Annotated in this window: 18 protein-coding genes; 10 read left to right on the top strand and 8 right to left on the bottom strand. The window is 60.8% G+C overall.

All coding sequences use genetic code 11. The annotated features are described in order from the left end of the window. Nucleotides 1-145 precede the first annotated feature (145 nt). Nucleotides 146-826: an SOS response-associated peptidase family protein gene (locus ACXR0M_RS07575; RefSeq protein WP_458831322.1), complete on the bottom strand. Its 681-nt coding sequence runs from the start codon at nt 824-826 to the stop codon at nt 146-148. Between the two features lie 151 nt (nt 827-977). Between ACXR0M_RS07575 and ACXR0M_RS07570 the strand changes: the two genes are divergently transcribed. From ACXR0M_RS07570 to ACXR0M_RS07560, 3 genes are all read left to right on the top strand, one after another. Next, entirely contained in the window at nt 978-1,925 is a 948-nt protein-coding gene (locus ACXR0M_RS07570) for an ABC transporter substrate-binding protein (RefSeq protein WP_458831321.1), read from the top strand. Nucleotides 1,926-2,054: 129 nt separating this feature from the next. Next, nucleotides 2,055-2,954 carry a polysaccharide deacetylase family protein gene (locus ACXR0M_RS07565; RefSeq protein WP_458831320.1) on the top strand — a complete coding sequence of 300 codons (900 nt, stop codon included), beginning with the start codon at nt 2,055-2,057 and terminating at the stop codon, nt 2,952-2,954. Between the two features lie 108 nt (nt 2,955-3,062). Beyond that, complete coding sequence (locus ACXR0M_RS07560) at nt 3,063-3,302, top strand: DUF1652 domain-containing protein (protein ID WP_458831319.1); 240 nt, start codon at nt 3,063-3,065, stop codon at nt 3,300-3,302. A gap of 5 nt (nt 3,303-3,307) precedes the next feature. On the opposite strand, the gene ACXR0M_RS07555 is transcribed toward ACXR0M_RS07560, so the two are convergent. Further along, a complete protein-coding gene (locus ACXR0M_RS07555) occupies nt 3,308-3,670 on the bottom strand; it encodes an NUDIX hydrolase (RefSeq protein WP_458831318.1) in 363 nt (120 codons plus the stop codon). A gap of 223 nt (nt 3,671-3,893) precedes the next feature. Here ACXR0M_RS07555 and ACXR0M_RS07550 point away from each other — a divergent pair, with 223 nt between their 5' ends. Beyond that, the gene (locus ACXR0M_RS07550) at nt 3,894-4,091 is read left to right on the top strand and encodes a DUF2188 domain-containing protein (protein ID WP_458831317.1); all 198 of its coding nucleotides are present in this window, start codon (nt 3,894-3,896) and stop codon (nt 4,089-4,091) included. Nucleotides 4,092-4,149: 58 nt separating this feature from the next. Here ACXR0M_RS07550 and ACXR0M_RS07545 read toward each other — a convergent pair whose 3' ends face one another. Then, entirely contained in the window at nt 4,150-4,389 is a 240-nt protein-coding gene (locus ACXR0M_RS07545) for a hypothetical protein (protein WP_458831316.1), read from the bottom strand. Between the two features lie 187 nt (nt 4,390-4,576). On the opposite strand from ACXR0M_RS07545, the gene ACXR0M_RS07540 reads away from it, so the two are divergent. Both ACXR0M_RS07540 and ACXR0M_RS07535 read left to right on the top strand, forming a co-directional pair. Further along, nucleotides 4,577-4,912 carry a hypothetical protein gene (locus tag ACXR0M_RS07540; RefSeq protein WP_458831315.1) on the top strand — a complete coding sequence of 112 codons (336 nt, stop codon included), beginning with the start codon at nt 4,577-4,579 and terminating at the stop codon, nt 4,910-4,912. A gap of 250 nt (nt 4,913-5,162) precedes the next feature. Beyond that, nucleotides 5,163-5,768 (top strand): DUF6338 family protein, encoded by a 606-nt coding sequence (locus ACXR0M_RS07535; RefSeq protein ID WP_458831314.1) that lies wholly within the window; start codon nt 5,163-5,165, stop codon nt 5,766-5,768. A 144-nt stretch (nt 5,769-5,912) separates the two neighbouring features. Here ACXR0M_RS07535 and ACXR0M_RS07530 read toward each other — a convergent pair whose 3' ends face one another. Next, nucleotides 5,913-6,797, bottom strand: coding sequence for a LysR substrate-binding domain-containing protein (locus ACXR0M_RS07530; RefSeq protein WP_458831313.1), 885 nt, complete (start codon nt 6,795-6,797; stop codon nt 5,913-5,915). A 159-nt stretch (nt 6,798-6,956) separates the two neighbouring features. Here ACXR0M_RS07530 and ydiJ point away from each other — a divergent pair, with 159 nt between their 5' ends. After that, complete coding sequence (gene ydiJ / locus ACXR0M_RS07525; protein WP_458831312.1) at nt 6,957-9,983, top strand: D-2-hydroxyglutarate dehydrogenase YdiJ; 3,027 nt, start codon at nt 6,957-6,959, stop codon at nt 9,981-9,983. Here ydiJ and ACXR0M_RS07520 read toward each other — a convergent pair. Further along, entirely contained in the window at nt 9,916-10,605 is a 690-nt protein-coding gene (locus ACXR0M_RS07520; protein ID WP_458831311.1) for a paraquat-inducible protein A, read from the bottom strand. The genes ydiJ and ACXR0M_RS07520 overlap by 68 nt on opposite strands. After that, the gene (locus tag ACXR0M_RS07515) at nt 10,602-11,198 is read right to left on the bottom strand and encodes a paraquat-inducible protein A (protein ID WP_458831310.1); all 597 of its coding nucleotides are present in this window, start codon (nt 11,196-11,198) and stop codon (nt 10,602-10,604) included. Before ACXR0M_RS07515 ends, ACXR0M_RS07520 begins: the two co-directional genes overlap by 4 nt. Before the next feature lie 220 nt (nt 11,199-11,418). Here ACXR0M_RS07515 and ACXR0M_RS07510 point away from each other — a divergent pair, with 220 nt between their 5' ends. Continuing rightward, on the top strand, nt 11,419-12,588 hold the full coding sequence (locus tag ACXR0M_RS07510; RefSeq protein WP_458831309.1) for a DUF1624 domain-containing protein: 1,170 nt from the start codon (nt 11,419-11,421) through the stop codon (nt 12,586-12,588). Between the two features lie 3 nt (nt 12,589-12,591). Here the strand turns inward: ACXR0M_RS07510 and ACXR0M_RS07505 are convergent, their stop codons facing one another. Continuing rightward, entirely contained in the window at nt 12,592-13,488 is an 897-nt protein-coding gene (locus tag ACXR0M_RS07505; RefSeq protein WP_458831308.1) for a LysR family transcriptional regulator, read from the bottom strand. A 101-nt stretch (nt 13,489-13,589) separates the two neighbouring features. Here ACXR0M_RS07505 and ACXR0M_RS07500 point away from each other — a divergent pair, with 101 nt between their 5' ends. Beyond that, the gene (locus ACXR0M_RS07500) at nt 13,590-15,125 is read left to right on the top strand and encodes an MFS transporter (protein WP_458831307.1); all 1,536 of its coding nucleotides are present in this window, start codon (nt 13,590-13,592) and stop codon (nt 15,123-15,125) included. 104 nt (nt 15,126-15,229) lie between these two features. Here the strand turns inward: ACXR0M_RS07500 and ACXR0M_RS07495 are convergent, their stop codons facing one another. Then, nucleotides 15,230-16,621, bottom strand: coding sequence for an aldehyde dehydrogenase family protein (locus ACXR0M_RS07495; RefSeq protein ID WP_458831306.1), 1,392 nt, complete (start codon nt 16,619-16,621; stop codon nt 15,230-15,232). Nucleotides 16,622-16,724: 103 nt separating this feature from the next. Here ACXR0M_RS07495 and ptrR point away from each other — a divergent pair, with 103 nt between their 5' ends. Beyond that, nucleotides 16,725-17,603 (top strand): putrescine utilization regulator PtrR, encoded by an 879-nt coding sequence (ptrR, locus tag ACXR0M_RS07490; protein ID WP_458831379.1) that lies wholly within the window; start codon nt 16,725-16,727, stop codon nt 17,601-17,603. Nucleotides 17,604-17,608 lie beyond the last annotated feature (5 nt).

The raw sequence follows: 17,608 nt of genomic DNA, 5'->3' as shown, positions 1-17,608 counted from the left end.
AGCTGTTTCAGCGATGAAACACCACGTGTAACGATCTTGCGCCACCTGTAGGAGCTGCCGCAGGCTGCGATCTTTTGATTTTCATTTTTAAAAGCAAGATCAAAAGATCGCAGCCTGCGGCAGCTCCTACAGGGGTCATTCGTTTTCAGGTGATTGGTTTGATCAGGCTGGCGCTCTGGTTGCGTGAGTTGCCAACGGCCTTGTCGACTTTGTGCCAGATGAACGCAGCGCCGGGCTCTCCTTCGAACAGCAACATCTGCTCGGCGCGCGCTGCCGGTGTTGCCGGGTCGAGCCATTCGCGCGCCAGCTCTGCAGCGAAAACCACCGGGCGACGGTCATGAATGTCGAGCAAACCACCAACGCTGTCGGCGGTGATGATCACAAAACCATCGTCCTCCCGAGCGTCTTTGCCAAGCGTCGGAAACTGGCCGATGGCGGCACAGAACACCGGCCCGTGATCGGCACGCCGGATCAACCATGGCTGGCGAGTTTTATCCGTGTCGTCGACCCATTCAAACCAGTTGTCGATCGGCACGATCAGCCGATGGCGCCAGATCGCCCGGAAGAACGGGCCGTGGGCGACTTTTTCCACACGAGCGTTGATCGGCGCTGCGCGGTCTTTGGCCCAGTGCGGACGCCAGCCCCAGCGCAGGTTGTCGGCATATAGCTGTCGCTCGTGCTGATGCAGGACCGCGAGGGCAGTGGTCGGCGCGGCGTTGTAGCGCGCCAGTGGCGCATCGCCGACATGATTGATCAGCGCATCGGGAATGCTCAGCACCGCGACGAAGTCGTGAATGCCGCGATACTGCGAGAGTCTTCCGCACATCAGCGAACCTCCGGTTGGACACCTTCAGCTTAGTTGGCGCCGGGCAGTCAACAGCGAGCATTCAAGGTGCTTAGCTTATGCATTAATAGAATTTAAAAATGATCAGGCAATAGCGTTATGGTCTATGCAACATCCCATTGCAGGCCTCGCCATGAAGCTCTCCCGATTGTTCCGCACCACACTGATTGCTGGATTGTTTGCCGCACCATTTTCCCACGCTGCTGAACCGTTGGTCCTGCACGTCGGAGATCAGAACTACTACAACATCCGCGCCTCGCTCGAGGCTTCCGGGGTGTTGAAAGACGCGCCGTACAGCGTCGACTGGAAGCACTTCCAGGCTGCCGCACCTTTGGCCGAGGCGTTGCAGACCGGCTCGCTGGATCTGGGCTTTCTCGGGGATTCGGGCTTTCTGTTTCTCGCTGCCAAGCAGGCGCCGGTGAAACTGATCGGTGTGTCACGGCAGAATCCGGACACCATCGCTTTGCTGGTGCCGAAGGATTCTCCGGTGAAAAGCATCGCTGATCTGAAGGGCAAGAAGGTCGCTTACTGGCCCGGGGCGTGGAGTCAGCAATTGATCTTGCGTGCGCTGGAGCAGGGCGGTCTGCCGGACAATTACGTCGACTTCGTCAAACTGATGCCAATCGATGCCGCCGCGGCGTTGCCCCAAGGCAGCATCGATGCGTTCCCGGTGTGGGAGCCGTACATCTCGCAGCAGATCGTGTTTTCCGGTGCGCGACCGATTCTCACCGCGAAGAACCTGATGCCGGGCCTCAGTGCGATTGCCGCGTCGGCGCCGTCAATCGATAGCAAACGCGAAGCGATCGCCGATTTTCTCAAGCGTTTGAAGCAGGCGCGGGGCTGGGTCGACAGCCATACCGACGAATACGCAGATCTGTGGGCGAAGAAGGCCAACCTCGATCAGCAGGTGTCGCGGCACTGGTTGCGTCAGGCGCACATGACGGTAGGGCCGGTGGATCAGCAGGCTGCAGCGGACCTGCAAAGCACGGCGGATTTCCTGTTCAAGGTCAAGGCCTTGCCGGCGCCGCTGGCCACTGCCGGGATCATCGATCCCTCGTTTCAGCAAGCCTTGGCTGACTGAACGAGCGCCACACTCAAACCCTGTGTAATCTATGCGGCGCCGGCAAAACAGCCGGCGCAAGGATGGATCAGGGCGAGGGAGTTTTGCCAGTCGACAACAGGACCGCAACGGTCAGGCGCCAGGCAAAACATGAAATTCACGTTCAACCTTCTCTGTGCGGCGGCCATTGCGTTTGGGCTTGCTGGTTGCATTGCTGCGCCGGTCGAACTGACCGCGCAAACTGAAACCCGTCTCAAGGCCCAGGCGCCGGTGCGGTTTCTGCTGACGTTCGATGACGGGCCCAGCGCTTCGAGTTTCTGGAACCCGTCGGCGACGGTGCTCGACAGTCTCAAGGCCAATCCGGTGCAACCGGACATCAAAGCGGTGTTCTTCGTGCAGACCCGCGCGCCCCGTGCCGGCGACAGCGAGATTGGCCGCAGCATCATGCGCCGTGAGCACGCCGAGGGGCACATCCTCGGGTTTCACACCGCTACCCATTGGCACACCAATCATCGTTTGCTCAATCCGCAGGAACTGGAGCAGTCGTTGACCAACGGCACGGCCGATATCGCCGCAATCACCGGGGCCGCGCCAGTGCTGCTGCGGCCGCCGTTCTGGAATTACGACAAACGCACCTTCGCCGCCTATCAGCAGCATGGCGTGCACGTGTTGTTGACTGATTTGAGCGCCAACGACGGCAAGATCTGGGGCTTCAATGCCAGCCCCCGACGTCGGGCGAATATGCTGCGGCAGCTTTCGCAAGTGCGCGAGCGGATTGCTCTCGGTGAATTTCCCACGGTGGACGGGGTGATTCCGGTAGTGGTGACCTTCCATGACCTCAATCGCTACACCGCGCGGCATACCCGCGAATACCTGCAAATTCTCCTCGACAGTGCCGCCGCTACCGGCGTGCGGCTCTCGGACAAGCCGTTTTACGATGATCACGCGGCGCTGCAGAAAGCGGCGCTGGCGCGCGCGGTGCAGCAGAGTTCGGAGTCGGTCGAGTTGCCGGGCATCTGGAACTGGATCTGGGACCATGACGCGCACTGAGGCGGCGTCAAATATGTGATCGGCTTGGCAATCGGCGGGCGGCAGGTTGCGCGGGGCTCATCTATGCTGTTCGGGTCAGACCGACTGCTCGCCTGCGAGGCGTGTCCCATGCTAGCCATTACCGACATCTGCCGGATCATCGAATCCGGCTTCCCGTCGCTTGAATGCGAATGCTCGGAGGAGCATGGTCTGTTGCGGATCAAGGTGTACGAGCCTGTCTCCGGGCGAGTCGAGTTGTTGCTCAACGGGGTGTCGCCGGAACATCTGGTGACGATCCGCGATATTTCCAACTTCATCGGCGAATTGCGTACGGAAATGCGCGCCGGACGCCGGGCATTCGCCGGTTGAACCCCTCACAGGCGCCGCTGAAACGCCTGCACGATGCGCAAGGTTGCATCACTGGTGGGCAGATTCTGCACTGCATCCAGCGGGTGCCAGATGCATTCGGTGATCTCGTTTTGCGGTCGCAACTGCTCAAGATCCAGCACTGAAGCCTCATAAACATGATGCTGGGTGCTGCCGCTGTGCAATTCCATCAGGTACAGCATCTGCTCGGCATCGAGCGCGGTTTCTTCCTGCAGCTCGCGCGCTGCCGCGCCGACCTTGCTTTCGCCGGGCTCGACTTTGCCGCCGGGCAATGTCCAGCGGCATCTGGGTTTGCGCACCAGGAGAACGTGTCGATCCTGTTCGCAAATGACGGTGGCGCGTATTTTCATCTGTTACCTGTCTGCCACATGTCATAAATATGAAACAAAACTGCAATATTCGAGCCGGTTCGCAGATTAAAGGTTCCTTCAGGTTATGAGCATAGAGGCGGATGAAAAGTGCGGTCGGCTTGGCGCATCGCTACCGCGACGCCCGGTCGGTACAGCCCTGGTCGCCGGGTGTAAGGTGAAACGGCAGGGCTGAATCTATCGTTGGCAAATAAGGAGGTGACCCATGAGCATTCCTGTCTTGAACAAGATGCACATGAACGGCTACGACGTACTCAGCGTAAACAATGGCCCATGGCGGGTTTGCACCCAGGGCGACCGGCTTGCCTCATTTGGTAGTCGGGAAGAAGCGCTGGCTTACGCCGCCGCATTGCCGGGTTATAAACAACGACCGGCGCGGGCGCGAAGTCACACTGCAAGTTGAAGTCAATGCAATGAAAGAGCCCCGGTAACTGCCGGGGCTTTTGTTGAAGGGGACGTTATCAGTGAACCTTGCTTCGGCTGATTGAGCGCGTCTTCACTTCCTTCGCATACAACTGCAACCGTTCTTCATCGCTTTGCAGCACCTCGCAAGACCTCAGCACCGCTTGCGCATCCGCTTCGTTACCGCTCTTGCGCAATTGTTCGGCAACGCGTTTGAGATCGACTGCCGACCAGCGCAGATCCGATGCAACAGCCTGCAGGTCACGCTGAAGTTCATGTTCGTATTCATTGAGCCGCATGATCACCTCCGGAACATTCTCGGTAGCCAAGATTAGCCGCAATTTTTGCGGGTGATGTACAGCTCGTCTGGTACCGGGCCGAATCGATGTAAATATTTGTCCAAATGCCCCATTCGGCCCGCACAACAATGGATGTAAACCCCTGTTACAAGGTACATTCGCGTTTTTTTCAGAACAGGGAAATACCATGCGGATATGGATCGGGAGTTTGGCGGTGGCATTGCTGGCAGGTTGCTCATTACCCGCATCGCTGGTGCCGGGCGAGCCGAATCTCAGCAAGACCAGCACCAAGGCCCCCAAAGACTATGCCGCGTGCCTGTTGCCGTTGTGGCAGCAGGACATTCCGAAGACTACGCAGACTTCGATTTCCAACGGCTACCGCATCACCGCGCCGAGCATCGTCACTGCCGACGAGATTCTTGACGTCATCAAATACAAGGACGGCAGCCGGGTTTCCCTGTATCAGGGGCCGCCCTGGGCCAAGTCCGCGTCGTTGCGCAAATCGGTACGTGACTGCCTGTAACGCAGAGCTGCAGTCACAAATCAAAGCGATAAAAAAAGCAGAAACCGGAGTTACGGTTTCTGCTTTTTTTGCGTCGTGCGGCGCGGCGAAGGATGGCGAGGAGGGCGAGGATCGGACTTCACAGATGCGCAGGACTGGCGGCTGGTGTAATGCCCGGTGACAGTTCGGTGGAGGCATTTTTCCAGCGTGCACTAGGCTTTGACTGACGGTCACTTATCAGGCCGGCAAGTCTTTCAAGGAGCCCTGGATCATGGACGATCTGGTCAAGGAAGTGATTCCGCTGTTGCAGTACCTCATTCCCGGGTTTGTCTCGACCTGGATCTTTTATACGCTCACCGCATTCAAGCGACCTGACACGTTTGGGCAGATTGTCCAGGCGTTGATTTTTACCTTTGTGATTCACGGGGTGGTGTTGGGGATCGGGGCGGTCTGTTTGTGGGTGGGGACGAAAGGGTTTTCCATAGGAATATGGGATGGCAAAGCGCAGACGATCTGGGCGTTTCTCGTGTCGGTAACGCTCGGTTTTCTATCCTGCAATCTTGCGTCGAATGACAGGCTGCATGCGTGGTTACGGTTTCGAAATGTAACCAGAAAAACGTCATATCCCAGTCAGTGGTACAGCACCTTTGCGCGGCATGATCGGCTCATAACGCTACATTTGAACGACGAAAGACGCCTGTTTGGCTGGCCCTGTGAGTGGCCTTCCGAGCCGGCGAATGGACAGTTTGTAATGCAGAGTCCGAAATGGCTGAGCGATGATGGTCGTGTCCAGCCTTTTGAAGCCGATCTGTTGGTGATAGATTCGTCGAAAGTCCAGTGGGTTGAATTTACCAGCATAAAAGAGGGCCAGTCATGACCGCCGAAGCACCGCGACCCATGCCGCCAGAGGTGGCACGCTACCTTGGTTCAAACGACAGAAACTCACCGCAAACCGCCCGAGGTCCTAGCGCACCGCCGCCGCCAAAGCGCTGATTGTTGGCTCGATCGATGCGATCAGCATTCACAGTGATCGCATCAGCCAGTCCCGAAACGCTTTCAACGAAGGCAACGCCTCATTGCGCGGTGGATACACCAGGTAATAGCTGCGCCGACTGGTGATCGGTTCCCCCAATTGCAGCAGATCGCCGTTGAGCAATTCGTCCTCCACCAGGATCCGCGGTACCAGCCCCACGCCGATATTCGCGCGCACCGCCTGAATCAGGTGCGAGGTCATTTCAAAGCTCGGGCCGATGCGCATGCTGCGGTGCGGCAAGCCGTGATAAGTGAACCATTCCGCCCAGGCCTGGGCATTGCTGCTGACATTGAGCAGCAGTTGTCCGGCAATCTGCTGTTCAGCATCCTGACGTTCGGCCGCCGACAACTGCGTGCTGGCAATCACCACCAGTTCCTCGGTGTGCAGCGGCAGGGCACTCAGCCCTGGCCATTCACCCGCGCCGACACAGATTGCTGCGTCGATCTCGCTGGTGTCGAAGTCGATCGCTTCGATCCGTGAATGCAAATGCACGGTCATGCCCGGGTGTGCGGTGTAGAAATCCTTGAGCCGTGGCAGCAGCCATTTCGAACCGAAGGTAGGCAGCGTCGCCAGGCGCAGGCTGTGAATGCCCGAACCGAATGCCATGGCCTGCAACGTCGCGCTGCGGATCTGCCCGAGGGCTTCGGCGAGCTCGCGCTGATACATGCGCCCGACATCGGTCAGCACCACTTGCCGGCCTTCACGGCTGAACAGACGCATGCCGAGCATTTTTTCCAGAATCTGCACCTGGCGGCTGACCGCACTTTGCGTCAGCGACAGTTCGTGGGCGGCGCGGGTGTAGCTTTCATGGCGTGCGGCGGCCTCGAAAGCCAGCAGCAACGACATGGAAGGGGTAAGGGTTCGCGGATTCATTCGTTTTAGTCATGGATTACGGGTCGATTTTACGTTTGTCCCGACGGCACCAAGCAATGAATATAAGCGCCATGAGATGGCGGGAGCGTGACGCAATCATTCGTTGCGCACAACAGTTCACCGCCACACGACCCGATTTTGACCGAGACTTCCTGACCGATGATTGCCCAGCTGTCGCTCGCCACCGCATTGACCGCCGATTACCAGCAGTTCCTCAACGCTCTCAAAGCCAGCGGCTTTCGTGGCGAGATCAGCGCCGATTACGCCAGCCGCGTGGTGCTCGCCACCGACAACTCCATTTACCAGCGCCTGCCGCAAGCGGCGGTGTTTCCGCGGGATGCCGAAGATGTGGCGCGGGTCGCCCGGCTGATTGCCGAGCCGGCTTACCGCAAAGTGGTGATCACCCCACGTGGCGGCGGCACCGGCACCAACGGCCAGTCGTTGACCGACGGCATTGTTGTTGACCTGTCGCGGCACATGAACCGCATTCTGGAAATCAACGTCGAGCAGCGCTGGGTGCGGGTGCAGGCTGGGGTAGTAAAGGATCAGCTCAACGCCGCGCTGAAGTCCGCCGGGCTGTTCTTTGCTCCAGAGCTGTCGACCTCCAGCCGCGCCACCGTCGGCGGCATGATCAACACCGATGCCAGTGGCCAGGGCAGTTGCACCTACGGCAAGACCCGTGACCATGTGCTGGAGCTGGACATGATCCTGCGCGGCGGCGAACGCCTGCACGGTGCGGCGCTGGCCGAAGAGGATCTGGCCGCGCTGTGCGCCCGCGAAGACCGGGTCGGCGAGGTTTACCGCTGCGCGCGGCAGATCATCGATGAGCAGGGCGAGCTGATCAAACAGCGCTTTCCTGACCTCAACCGCTGCCTGACCGGTTACGACCTGGCGCACCTGCGCGAGGCCGACAATCGCTTCAACCTCAACAGCGTGCTGTGCGGCGCCGAAGGTTCGCTGGGGTTTGTCGTTGAAGCCAAACTCAATGTGCTGCCGATTCCCAAACACACGATGCTGGTGAACATCCGCTACGCCGGCTTCATGGACGCGTTGCGTGATGCCCGGGCGCTGATGGCGCTCAAGCCGCTGTCGATTGAAACCGTCGACTCGAAAGTGTTGCTGCTGGCAATGCAGGACATCGTCTGGCACGGCGTTGCCGAATACTTTCCGGAAAGCGCCGAACGGCCGACGCTGGGGATCAACCTGGTGGAGTTCTGCGGTGATGATCCCGAGGATCTGCAGCTGCGGATCCAAGCCTTTCTCGAGCACTTGAGCAGCGACACCACGGTCGAGCGCCTCGGGCACACGCTGGCGGTCGGGCAGGCGGCGGTGAACAAGGTGTATGGCATGCGCAAACGCGCGGTGGGCCTGCTCGGCAACGTCGCCGGGGAAGCGCGGCCGCAGCCGTTTGTCGAAGACACCGCAGTGCCGCCGCAGCACTTGGCCGAGTACATCGCCGAATTGCGCGAGCTGCTCGACAGCCACGGTTTGCAGTACGGCATGTTCGGCCATGTCGATGCCGGCGTGCTGCACGTGCGGCCGATTCTCGACATGAAGGATCCTCAACAAGCAGCGCTGGTGCGTCCGGTGTCCGACGGCGTGGCGGCGCTGACCCAGCGCTATGGCGGCCTGCTGTGGGGCGAGCACGGCAAAGGCCTGCGCTCGGAATACGCGCCGGCATTCTTCGGCGAGCTGTACCCGGCGCTGCAAGCGCTGAAAGCCGCATTTGACCCATTCAACCAGTTCAATCCGGGCAAGATCGCCACCCCGGCCAATACCGATGCGCAACTGTTGAAGATCGATGAAGTGACCTTGCGTGGCGAACTGGATCGGCAGATCGACGAAAAAGTCTGGCAAAGCTATGGCGCGGCCCTGCATTGCAACGGCAACGGCGCCTGCTACAACTTCGATCCCGACGACGCCATGTGCCCGTCGTGGAAGGCCACCCGTGAACGTGCGCAATCGCCCAAGGGCCGTGCTTCGCTGATCCGCGAATGGCTGCGATTGCAGGGTGAGGTGGGCGTGGATGTTCTGTCTGATGCGATCCGCCGCCCGGCATTTTTCAGCCACCTGTGGACGCGCTGGCGCAACAGTCGTGCGCAGGACGCAGACTTTTCCCACGAGGTGTACGACGCCATGGCCGGTTGCCTGGCCTGTAAGTCCTGCGCGGGGCAGTGCCCCGTCAAGGTCAATGTGCCGGAGTTTCGTTCGCGTTTTCTTGAGCTGTACCACACTCGATATCTGCGCCCGGCGCGGGATTATCTGATCGCCTCGCTGGAGTACAGCGTCCCTTACATGGCGCGGATTCCCGCGCTATACAACGGCGTGATGGGCGCACCGGTGGTGCGCAAGCTGCTGGAGCGGGTGGGCGGGATGGTCGATGTGCCGTTGCTCAGTCGTTTCGATTTCCACGCGGCGCTGCGCCGCTGGAATGTACAGCCGGCGACCGTGGCCAAGCTGTCAGCGCTGACCCCGGCGCAACGGGAGCGCAGTGTGGTGCTGGTGCAGGACGCGTTCACCCGTTACTTCGAGGCGCCGCTGTTGGCGGATCTGCTGGAGCTGATGTCGCGACTCGGCTATCAGGTGTATCTGGCTCCATACAGCGCCAACGGCAAACCGCTGCATGTGCAGGGCTTCCTCTCGGCGTTCAACCGCGCGGCGTTGCGCAATGCGCAGCAACTGCGCGAGTTGGCAGATGTCGGCGTGCCGCTGGTGGGACTCGACCCGGCGATGACCCTGGTCTATCGCCAGGAATACCTGAAAGTGCCCGGTCTGCAGGAGTGCCCGGAGGTCGCGCTGGTCCAGGAATGGTTGCTCAAGGTCATGCCCGAGCAGGCCGCTGCCGAGGCGATTCAGCCGTTCCGTTTGCTGGCGCACTGCACCGAGAAAACCAACGCACCGGCCGCGACCCGGCAGTGGGAGCAGGTGTTCGAACGGGTCGGCTTGAAACTGGCGACGCAAGCCACCGGTTGCTGCGGCATGTCGGGTACTTACGGTCACGAGGCGCGCAACCGTGAGACCTCGGCAGTGATCTACGAGCAATCCTGGGCCAAACAGGTCGAAGCGCCGGTTGAGCGCGGTGAAGCACTGGCCACCGGTTACTCGTGCCGCAGTCAGGTCAAGCGCCAGTCGGATCGGGCACTGCGCCATCCGTTGCAGGTGTTGCTGGAAGTGGTGCGTCGCTGAGCGGCTCGTCGTCCGGGGCGTTGTCCCAGATCAGCCGTGGATCGAAACTCATCGCCGAGAGCATGGTGAACACCACGACCAGGCCGAAAAACAGAATGCCCGGTCGTGGTTCGATATCGCCCAGCGCCTGAAACTTCACAAGCGCCGCGACCAGCGCGACCACCAGCACGTCGAGCATCGACCAATAGCCGATCAGCTCGACGAAACGGAACAGCTTCGAGCGCTCGCGGCGCGCCCAGTCGCTGTTACGCTGCACGGTGACCAGCAGCAGCGTCAGGGCGACAAACTTGATCCCCGGCACGGCGATGCTGGCGATAAAAATGATCAGGGCGATGTCCCACGCGCCACCTTCCCAGAACTCCAGGACGCCGCTCATGATCGTGCTGTCGGCGCCGTTGCCGAGCATTACCGTGTTCATCACCGGCAGCAGATTGGCCGGCACGTAAAACGCCAGCGCGGCCAGCATGTAGGCCCAGGTGCGGGTCAGCGAGTTGGTTTTGCGTCGATGCAGTGGCGCCTCGCAGCGCGGACATTCGTGCGGCTCGCCGCGCATGTCGCAAGCCAGTCCGCAACTGTGGCACAGGCACAGATTTAGTTCGCCGGCAGTCGGTGGTCGCTTCATAGGATGTCCCACAGCTCACGAATGTCGCGGCCGGCGATGCGGATCATCATCAGGCTCAACACGGCCAGGGCAAACAGGCCGATGCCCGGCAAAACATCGAGCAGCCCCGCCAGTTTGAACACCGCGACCATCGCCCCCAGCAGACACACTTCGAGCATGCTCCACGGGCGCAGGGTTTCCAGCCAGCGCATGCACAGCTTGAACCCCGGCGCACGCCGCGAGGACACGGCGAAGCCCAGCACCCAGATCAACAGCGCCAGTTGGAACGCCGGGGCGATGATGATCGAAATCGCTGCGACCATTGCGATGAAGGTGATTGGCCCCTGACTTAACGCCAGCACCGAATCCCACAGCGTCGCGCTGTTTTTCAGGCCCTTCATGCTGATGCTCATCACCGGGTAGAAATTGGCGAACAGCCACAGCATCGCGGCGGTAAAACTCAGCGCCAGACGCTGCTCGACGGTCAGGCCGTTGTAGCGCTGGAGCACGCCACCGCAGCGCACGCAGAGGGTTTTCTGGTGTTTGCCGAGCACGACTTTTTCGTACACGCAATCGCAGTGCTCGCAGATGATCAGGTGCTCGGTCTGGGTCATGGATAACGCTCGACAGCAGGCGCAAAGCGCGGAGGGCGCCTGATCACTATAGAAGCCTGGGGTGATTGGGCAAATCACGGCGCAAGCTTCAGCGGTTTTTTTCAGAACCTGTTTCGTCCGGCTTTGGCTTGGCTTTTTAATGTTATAGAGTAACGCTAATTTTTGACGGGGACGCACACCAGCGCTGACTCCGGTTCATCCATTCGATAGCGAAATGTTCATGACGATTGCGTTAGCTCGCTCCACCCCGACCCTGACCGGCCGCCTGTTATCCATCGATGCACTACGAGGTCTGGTGATTCTGTTCATGTTGTTGGACCACGTGCGCGAGACCTTTCTGTTGCACCGGCAGGTCTCCGATCCGATGGACATCGCCACCACCGAACCGGCGTTGTTTTTCAGCCGCACCCTGGCGCATCTGTGCGCGCCGGTGTTCGTGTTTCTGACCGGGCTGTCCGCATGGCTATTTGGCGAGAAGTACGCCGGCAAGTCCGACGTCAGTGCTTTCCTGTTCAAGCGCGGGCTGTTTCTGGTGGCGCTGGAATTTACTCTGGTGAACTTCGCCTGGACCTTTCAGTTGCCGCCGAGCGTGATCTATCTGCAGGTGATCTGGGCGATCGGCCTGAGCATGATCGTCTTGTCACTGCTGGTGTGGCTGCCGCGCTGGGCGCTGTTGACGCTGAGTCTGGCGATCATCGCCGGACATAATCTGCTTGATGGCCTGCATTTCGCGGCACAGTCGGCCCTGCATGTGCCATGGGCGATTCTCCACGACCGCGGCTGGATCGACGCCGGTGAGAGCCTGCGTTTGCGCACTTCGTATCCGCTGTTGCCGTGGATCGGCGTGATCGGTCTGGGTTATGCGCTGGGCCCGTGGTTTGCCCGCGCGGCTGATGCCGGGACTCGTCAGCTATGCCTGTTGCTGGCGGGTATCGCTGGTCTGCTGGGCTTCGTCGGACTGCGGCTGCTCAACGGTTACGGTGAAAAGCCGTGGGCGCTGCACGATACGACGGTGCAGACGCTGATGGCGTTTTTCAACATCACCAAATACCCGCCCTCGCTGCTGTTCATCGCCCTGACTTTGAGTGTCGGACTGCTGCTGTTGTGGCTGTTTGAACGGGTGCAGACGCGTCGCTGGATTCGTTGGCTATGCGTATTCGGTTCGGCACCGATGTTTTTCTATCTGCTGCACCTGTATGTGCTGAAGGTGTTGTATCTGATTGCCGTGGCGCTGTTCGGCCTTAACCACGGCAGCTATTTCGGTTTCGATTCAGTGGCGGCGGTATGGGTTATGTCGGTGCTGTTGGCACTGGCGCTGTATCCGGCAGTGCGCTGGTTCTCGGCGCTGAAGGCGCGGCGCCGCGACATTGCCTGGCTGAAATATCTGTAAGTCCTAGTGGCGACTGCGTTCGCGCACGAAGTCGATAAACGCCTTGAGCGGCGCCGGTACGTGGCGCCGGCTCGGGTAGTACAGATGCAGGCCCGGGTAGTAAGGGCACCAGTCGGCCAGCAGCTGAATCAGCCGGCCCGATGCCAGGTGTTCGCTGACCATTTCATCGAACACATACGCCAGGCCCAGGCCTTGCAGCGCAGGGCCGATCATCAAGCTGACGTCGCCCAGAATCAGGGGGCCGTTGACTTCGATTTCCTGGGCAATGCCCTCACGTTCGAACTCCCAGCGATACATCGTGCCACTGGGGTAGCGGTGGCGCAGGCAGGGCAAGCGCTGCACGTCTTCGGGTGTTTGCGGCGCAGGATGACGCTCAAGAAATGCCGGCGAAGCGACCACCACCGAACGCATCGGCGGGCCGATCGGCAGCGAAACCATGTCGGCCTCCAGCCGATCGCCAAAGCGCACACCGGCATCAAAACCGCCGGCGACGATATCCAGCAATGCCTCGCTTTCGACCACTTCCAGACGAATGTCCGGATAGGCCTGCAAGAACTCGCTGGCAATCGGCAGCAACACCAATTCACACGCCTGGCGCCCGCAGGTGATGCGCAGGTTGCCGGTGGGTTTATCGCGAAAATGGTTGAGGTCTTCCAGGGCGTCGTCGATGTCGCGGAACGCCGGTTTCAAGCGCGCGTACAGACGCTCACCGGCCTCGGTCAATGCCACGCTGCGGGTGGTGCGATTGAACAGGCGCACGCCGAGGCGATTCTCCAGCGCCTTGACCGAATGGCTCAGGGCCGAGGGGGTGAGGCCGAGTTCGACGGCGGCCTTGCTGAAATTCAGCTGTTGCGCCGTACAGAGAAACACTGAAAGGTCTGATGCTGAGGGTGATTTCATCTGTGAATGCCTTTCACAAAGTCATGCAAAATTGCTGGGATTATCACATCAGTAGCACGGCCTTAAAGTCGGCGCCTGACTATTTTTCAAAGGATGAAAGCATGACAACGGTTGCTCAATTGCAAGGCACGCGTAACAAGCAGTTGATCCTTGCGGCTGTGTGCCTGTCGGCGCTGGTACTGCCCTTGAGTTTTACCGGCGGCGCGGTGGCGACGCCGGCGATTGGTCGTGATCTGGGCGGCAGTCCCGTGGCCCTGACCTGGATCACCAACGCGTTCATGTTGTCGTTCGGCAGTTTGCTGATGGCGGCGGGGGCGTTGGCCGATGTCTATGGGCGCAAGCGTCTGTTCAGCTTCGGCATGTTGCTGTTCACCGCCGCGTCGATTGCCCAGAGCCTGGCGCCGTCGGTGTATTGGCTCGATGGTCTGCGAGCGGTGCAGGGCGTGGCCGGTGCGGCGGCGTTGGCCAGTGGTTCGGCGTCGCTGGCGCAGGAGTTCGAAGGGCATGCGCGGACCCGCGCGTACAGCCTGCTTGGCACCACCTTCGGCATCGGTCTGGCCTTCGGTCCATTGCTGGCCGGGGCGTTGATCGAGGCGTTCAACTGGCGGGCGATTTTCCTCTTCACCGCACTGATCGGCGGAATTGCCATGGTCTTCGGCCTGCCCCGCATGCGCGAAAGCCGCAATCCGCACGCGACAGGGCTGGACTGGCCGGGCACGCTGACGTTCAGCGGCATGTTGGCGTTGTTCACTTTCGGCGTGATTCAGGCCCCGGACAGTGGTTGGAGCAGCCCGTTGGTGGTCGGTCTGCTGAGTGCTTCGGCGGTGTTGTTGGGGTTGTTTGTGATGATCGAAATGCGCGTCAGACAGCCGATGCTCGATCTGAGCCTGTTTCGTTTTCCGCGTTTCATTGGCGTACAGATGCTGCCGATCGGTACCTGCTTTTGCTACATCGTGCTGGTGGTGATGTTGCCCTTGCGCTTTATCGGCGTGGAAGGCTTGAGCGAAATCGACGCCGGCCTGCTGTTGCTGGCGCTGTCGGCGCCAATGCTGGTGGTGCCGATGCTGGCGGCATCGATGACCCGCTTGGTCTCGGCGGGGATCTTGTCGGGGCTTGGTTTTCTGATCGCTGCAGCGGGCTTGCATGGCTTGAGCCTGTACACCGTCGGCGACTCGAAATGGGCCTTGGTCATTGCGATGCTGTTGATCGGGATTGGCGCCGGTCTGCCGTGGGGCTTGATGGATGGTCTGTCGGTCAGCGTCGTGCCGAAAGAGCGCGCGGGGATGGCGGCGGGGATCTTCAATACCGTGCGAGTGGCGGGCGAGGGCATTGCCCTGGCGCTGGTGGCCGCCGTGCTGAGCTCGTTGTTGCAGAGCGATCTGACAGGTGTTGTGGCGGGTAACGCCGATGCGGCGCTGATTGCCGAGACCGCACACCGGGTCACCACGGGGGACATGGCGCATGCGATCAACACGATTCCGGGGCTGGCCAAAGAGCGTCTGGTGCAGGGTTATGCGGCGGCGTTTCAGGTCCTGCTGCACATCCTGACGCTGGTCACCCTGGCCGCGGCGGCAGTGGTGTTCGGGCTGTTGAGCAAAGGCCGGACGGCTAGCGAATCGCAACAACAAACGGCATAACCCCTGTAGGAGCTGCGGCACGCTGCGATCTTTTGCTCTTGATCTGGAAAATCAACAGCAAAAGATCGCAGCGTGCCGCAGCTCCTACAGGGATGACGTGTCGGTTATTTGCGATCCAGCCACACCGTCTGCGCGTTGCAGAACTCGCGCACGCCGAAATGCGACAGTTCACGGCCGAAACCGCTTTTCTTCACGCCGCCGAAGGTCACGCGCGGGTCGCTGGCGGAGTAGCCGTTGATGAACACACCGCCGGTTTCCAGTTCGCTGGTCAGTTGCTGGGCCAGTTGCACGTTGGCGGTGTAGATCGTCGCGGTCAGGCCGAAGTCGCTGTCGTTGGCCAGGGCCACGGCGTGGGCGCAATCGCGGGCGGTGATGATCGAAGCCACCGGGCCGAACAGTTCCTGTTTGAACGAGGTCATGCGGTCGGTGACGTCGGCCAGCACGGTCGGCTCATAGTAGTTGCCGGGGCCTTCAGCCTTGCCGCCGCCGAGCAGCAGGGTCGCACCTTCTTCAAGGGTGGCGCGTACTTGCTGGTCGAGTTCGTCACGCAGGTCGAAACGCGCCATCGGACCGATGTAGGTGTCGGCGGACAGCGGATCGCCGACCTTGAGCTTGCGCGTGGCTTCGACGAATTTGCGGGTGAATTCCTCGACCACGCCTTCTTCGATAATCAAGCGCTTGGCCGCGGCGCAGACCTGGCCGGAGTTCTGATAGCGGCCAATCACCGCAGCCTGCACGGCTTCATCGAGGTCGGCATCGTTGAGCACGATGAACGGGTCGGAACCGCCCAGCTCCAGCACGCATTTCTTCAGTGCAGCACCGGCCTGAGCACCGATGGCCATGCCGGCGCGGACGCTGCCGGTCAGGGTCACGGCGGCAATGCGCGGATCGGCGATGGCGCTCGACACGCCTTCGGGGGTGACGTTGATTACTTCAAACACGCCGTCGGCGAAACCGGCATTTTTGAACGCATCGCGCAGCAGGTAGGCGCTGCCCATCACGTTCGGCGCATGCTTGAGCACGTAGGTATTGCCGGCGATCAGCGCCGGCACCGCGCCACGCAGCACTTGCCAGATCGGGAAGTTCCACGGCATCACCGCGAGGATCGGACCGAGCGGACGGTACTCAATGCGTGCCTTGCCGCCTTCCACTTGAGTCGGCTCAGCGTCGAGCATGGCCGGACCGTTTTCGGCGTACCACTCGCAGAGCTTGGCGCATTTTTCGATTTCGCCACGGGCCTGGGCAATCGGCTTGCCCATTTCCAGAGTGATCATGGTCGCCATGGCTTCGGCGCTGTCACGCAGTGCGCCGGCCAGCGCAGTCAGGGCGCGGGAGCGGTCCTGCAGCGGCTTGCGTTTCCACTTCGAGAAGCCAAACGCGGCGCGGGTCAGCGCGGCATCGAGGGCGTCGGCTGATTCAAATGCGTAGTGGCCGATCTGCTCGCCGGTGGCGGGGTTGATCGAGATGGCGTGGGTCTGGCTGGAAATCGGGCTCATGGCTGGCTCCTGCGAGTTCAGTGAATGGGCCCAGAGTAGGCTGGCTTTTGTTTTCTGGAAACTGAATAATAAAGATCGTTTCTTTCACGATTGGAGAATGACTGTGGATCTGGTGCAGCTGGAAATTTTCAAGGCCGTGGCCGAGCACGGCAGCATCAGCGCCGCGGCGGCGCAGATCCATCGGGTGCCGTCGAACCTGACCACGCGGATCAAACAGCTGGAACAGGATCTGGGCGTCGACCTGTTCATCCGCGAGAAAAGCCGCTTGCGCCTGTCGCCCGCCGGCTGGAGTTTTCTCGAATACGCCCGGCGCATTCTCGATCTGGTGCACGAGGCTCGCGCCACGGTGGCGGGGGAGGAGCCGCAAGGCGCGTTCCCGTTGGGCTCACTGGAAAGCACGGCGGCGGTGCGGATTCCCGAGTTATTGGCGGCGTACAACCAGTTGCATCCCAAAGTCGATCTGGACCTGTCGACCGGACCCTCCGGAACGATGATCGACGGCGTGCTCGCCGGACGCCTGGTGGCGGCGTTCGTCGATGGCCCGGTGCTGCACCCGGCGCTGGAAGGCGTGCCGGCGTTCGAGGAAGAAATGGTCATCATCGCGCCGCTCAATCACGCTCCGGTGCAGCGTGCGGCGGACGTCAATGGCGAGAGCATCTACGCGTTCCGCTCCAACTGCTCCTACCGGCATCATTTCGAAAAATGGTTCAGCACCGACGCCGCCGCGCCGAGCAAGATCTTCGAGATGGAGTCCTATCACGGCATGCTTGCCTGCGTCAGCGCAGGCGCCGGACTGGCGCTGATGCCGCGCAAAATGCTGCAGAGCATGCCCGGCAGCGCCACGGTCAGCGTCTGGCCGCTGGCCGCGGATTTCCGTTATCTGACGACGTGGCTGGTGTGGCGACGCGGCACCGTCTCGCGCAGCTTGAGCATGTTTGTGCGCTTGCTGGAGGAGCGTGGGGTGGTGCGTGCAGAGGCGTAGAGGCA

The organism is Pseudomonas sp. Eth.TT006, from assembly GCF_054456575.1.
Note: the sequence above shows the minus strand (reverse complement) of the source record. Positions and strands in the feature narration are given on the sequence as shown.

Excerpts from the sequence above, each read along its gene's own strand:
- ACXR0M_RS07520 (WP_458831311.1), bottom strand. The coding sequence starts at position 10,605 with ATGAAGCGACCACCGACTGCCGGCGAACTAAATCTGTGCCTGTGCCAC.
- ACXR0M_RS07540 (WP_458831315.1), top strand. The coding sequence starts at position 4,577 with ATGCGGATATGGATCGGGAGTTTGGCGGTGGCATTGCTGGCAGGTTGC.
- ACXR0M_RS07575 (WP_458831322.1), bottom strand. The coding sequence starts at position 826 with ATGTGCGGAAGACTCTCGCAGTATCGCGGCATTCACGACTTCGTCGCG.
- ACXR0M_RS07560 (WP_458831319.1), top strand. The coding sequence starts at position 3,063 with ATGCTAGCCATTACCGACATCTGCCGGATCATCGAATCCGGCTTCCCG.
- ACXR0M_RS07495 (WP_458831306.1), bottom strand. The coding sequence starts at position 16,621 with ATGAGCCCGATTTCCAGCCAGACCCACGCCATCTCGATCAACCCCGCC.
- ACXR0M_RS07530 (WP_458831313.1), bottom strand. The coding sequence starts at position 6,797 with ATGAATCCGCGAACCCTTACCCCTTCCATGTCGTTGCTGCTGGCTTTC.
- ACXR0M_RS07535 (WP_458831314.1), top strand. The coding sequence starts at position 5,163 with ATGGACGATCTGGTCAAGGAAGTGATTCCGCTGTTGCAGTACCTCATT.
- ACXR0M_RS07500 (WP_458831307.1), top strand. The coding sequence starts at position 13,590 with ATGACAACGGTTGCTCAATTGCAAGGCACGCGTAACAAGCAGTTGATC.
- ACXR0M_RS07565 (WP_458831320.1), top strand. The coding sequence starts at position 2,055 with ATGAAATTCACGTTCAACCTTCTCTGTGCGGCGGCCATTGCGTTTGGG.
- ACXR0M_RS07510 (WP_458831309.1), top strand. The coding sequence starts at position 11,419 with ATGACGATTGCGTTAGCTCGCTCCACCCCGACCCTGACCGGCCGCCTG.
- ACXR0M_RS07550 (WP_458831317.1), top strand. The coding sequence starts at position 3,894 with ATGAGCATTCCTGTCTTGAACAAGATGCACATGAACGGCTACGACGTA.
- ACXR0M_RS07505 (WP_458831308.1), bottom strand. The coding sequence starts at position 13,488 with ATGAAATCACCCTCAGCATCAGACCTTTCAGTGTTTCTCTGTACGGCG.
- ydiJ (WP_458831312.1), top strand. The coding sequence starts at position 6,957 with ATGATTGCCCAGCTGTCGCTCGCCACCGCATTGACCGCCGATTACCAG.
- ACXR0M_RS07555 (WP_458831318.1), bottom strand. The coding sequence starts at position 3,670 with ATGAAAATACGCGCCACCGTCATTTGCGAACAGGATCGACACGTTCTC.
- ACXR0M_RS07545 (WP_458831316.1), bottom strand. The coding sequence starts at position 4,389 with ATGCGGCTCAATGAATACGAACATGAACTTCAGCGTGACCTGCAGGCT.
- ACXR0M_RS07570 (WP_458831321.1), top strand. The coding sequence starts at position 978 with ATGAAGCTCTCCCGATTGTTCCGCACCACACTGATTGCTGGATTGTTT.
- ACXR0M_RS07515 (WP_458831310.1), bottom strand. The coding sequence starts at position 11,198 with ATGACCCAGACCGAGCACCTGATCATCTGCGAGCACTGCGATTGCGTG.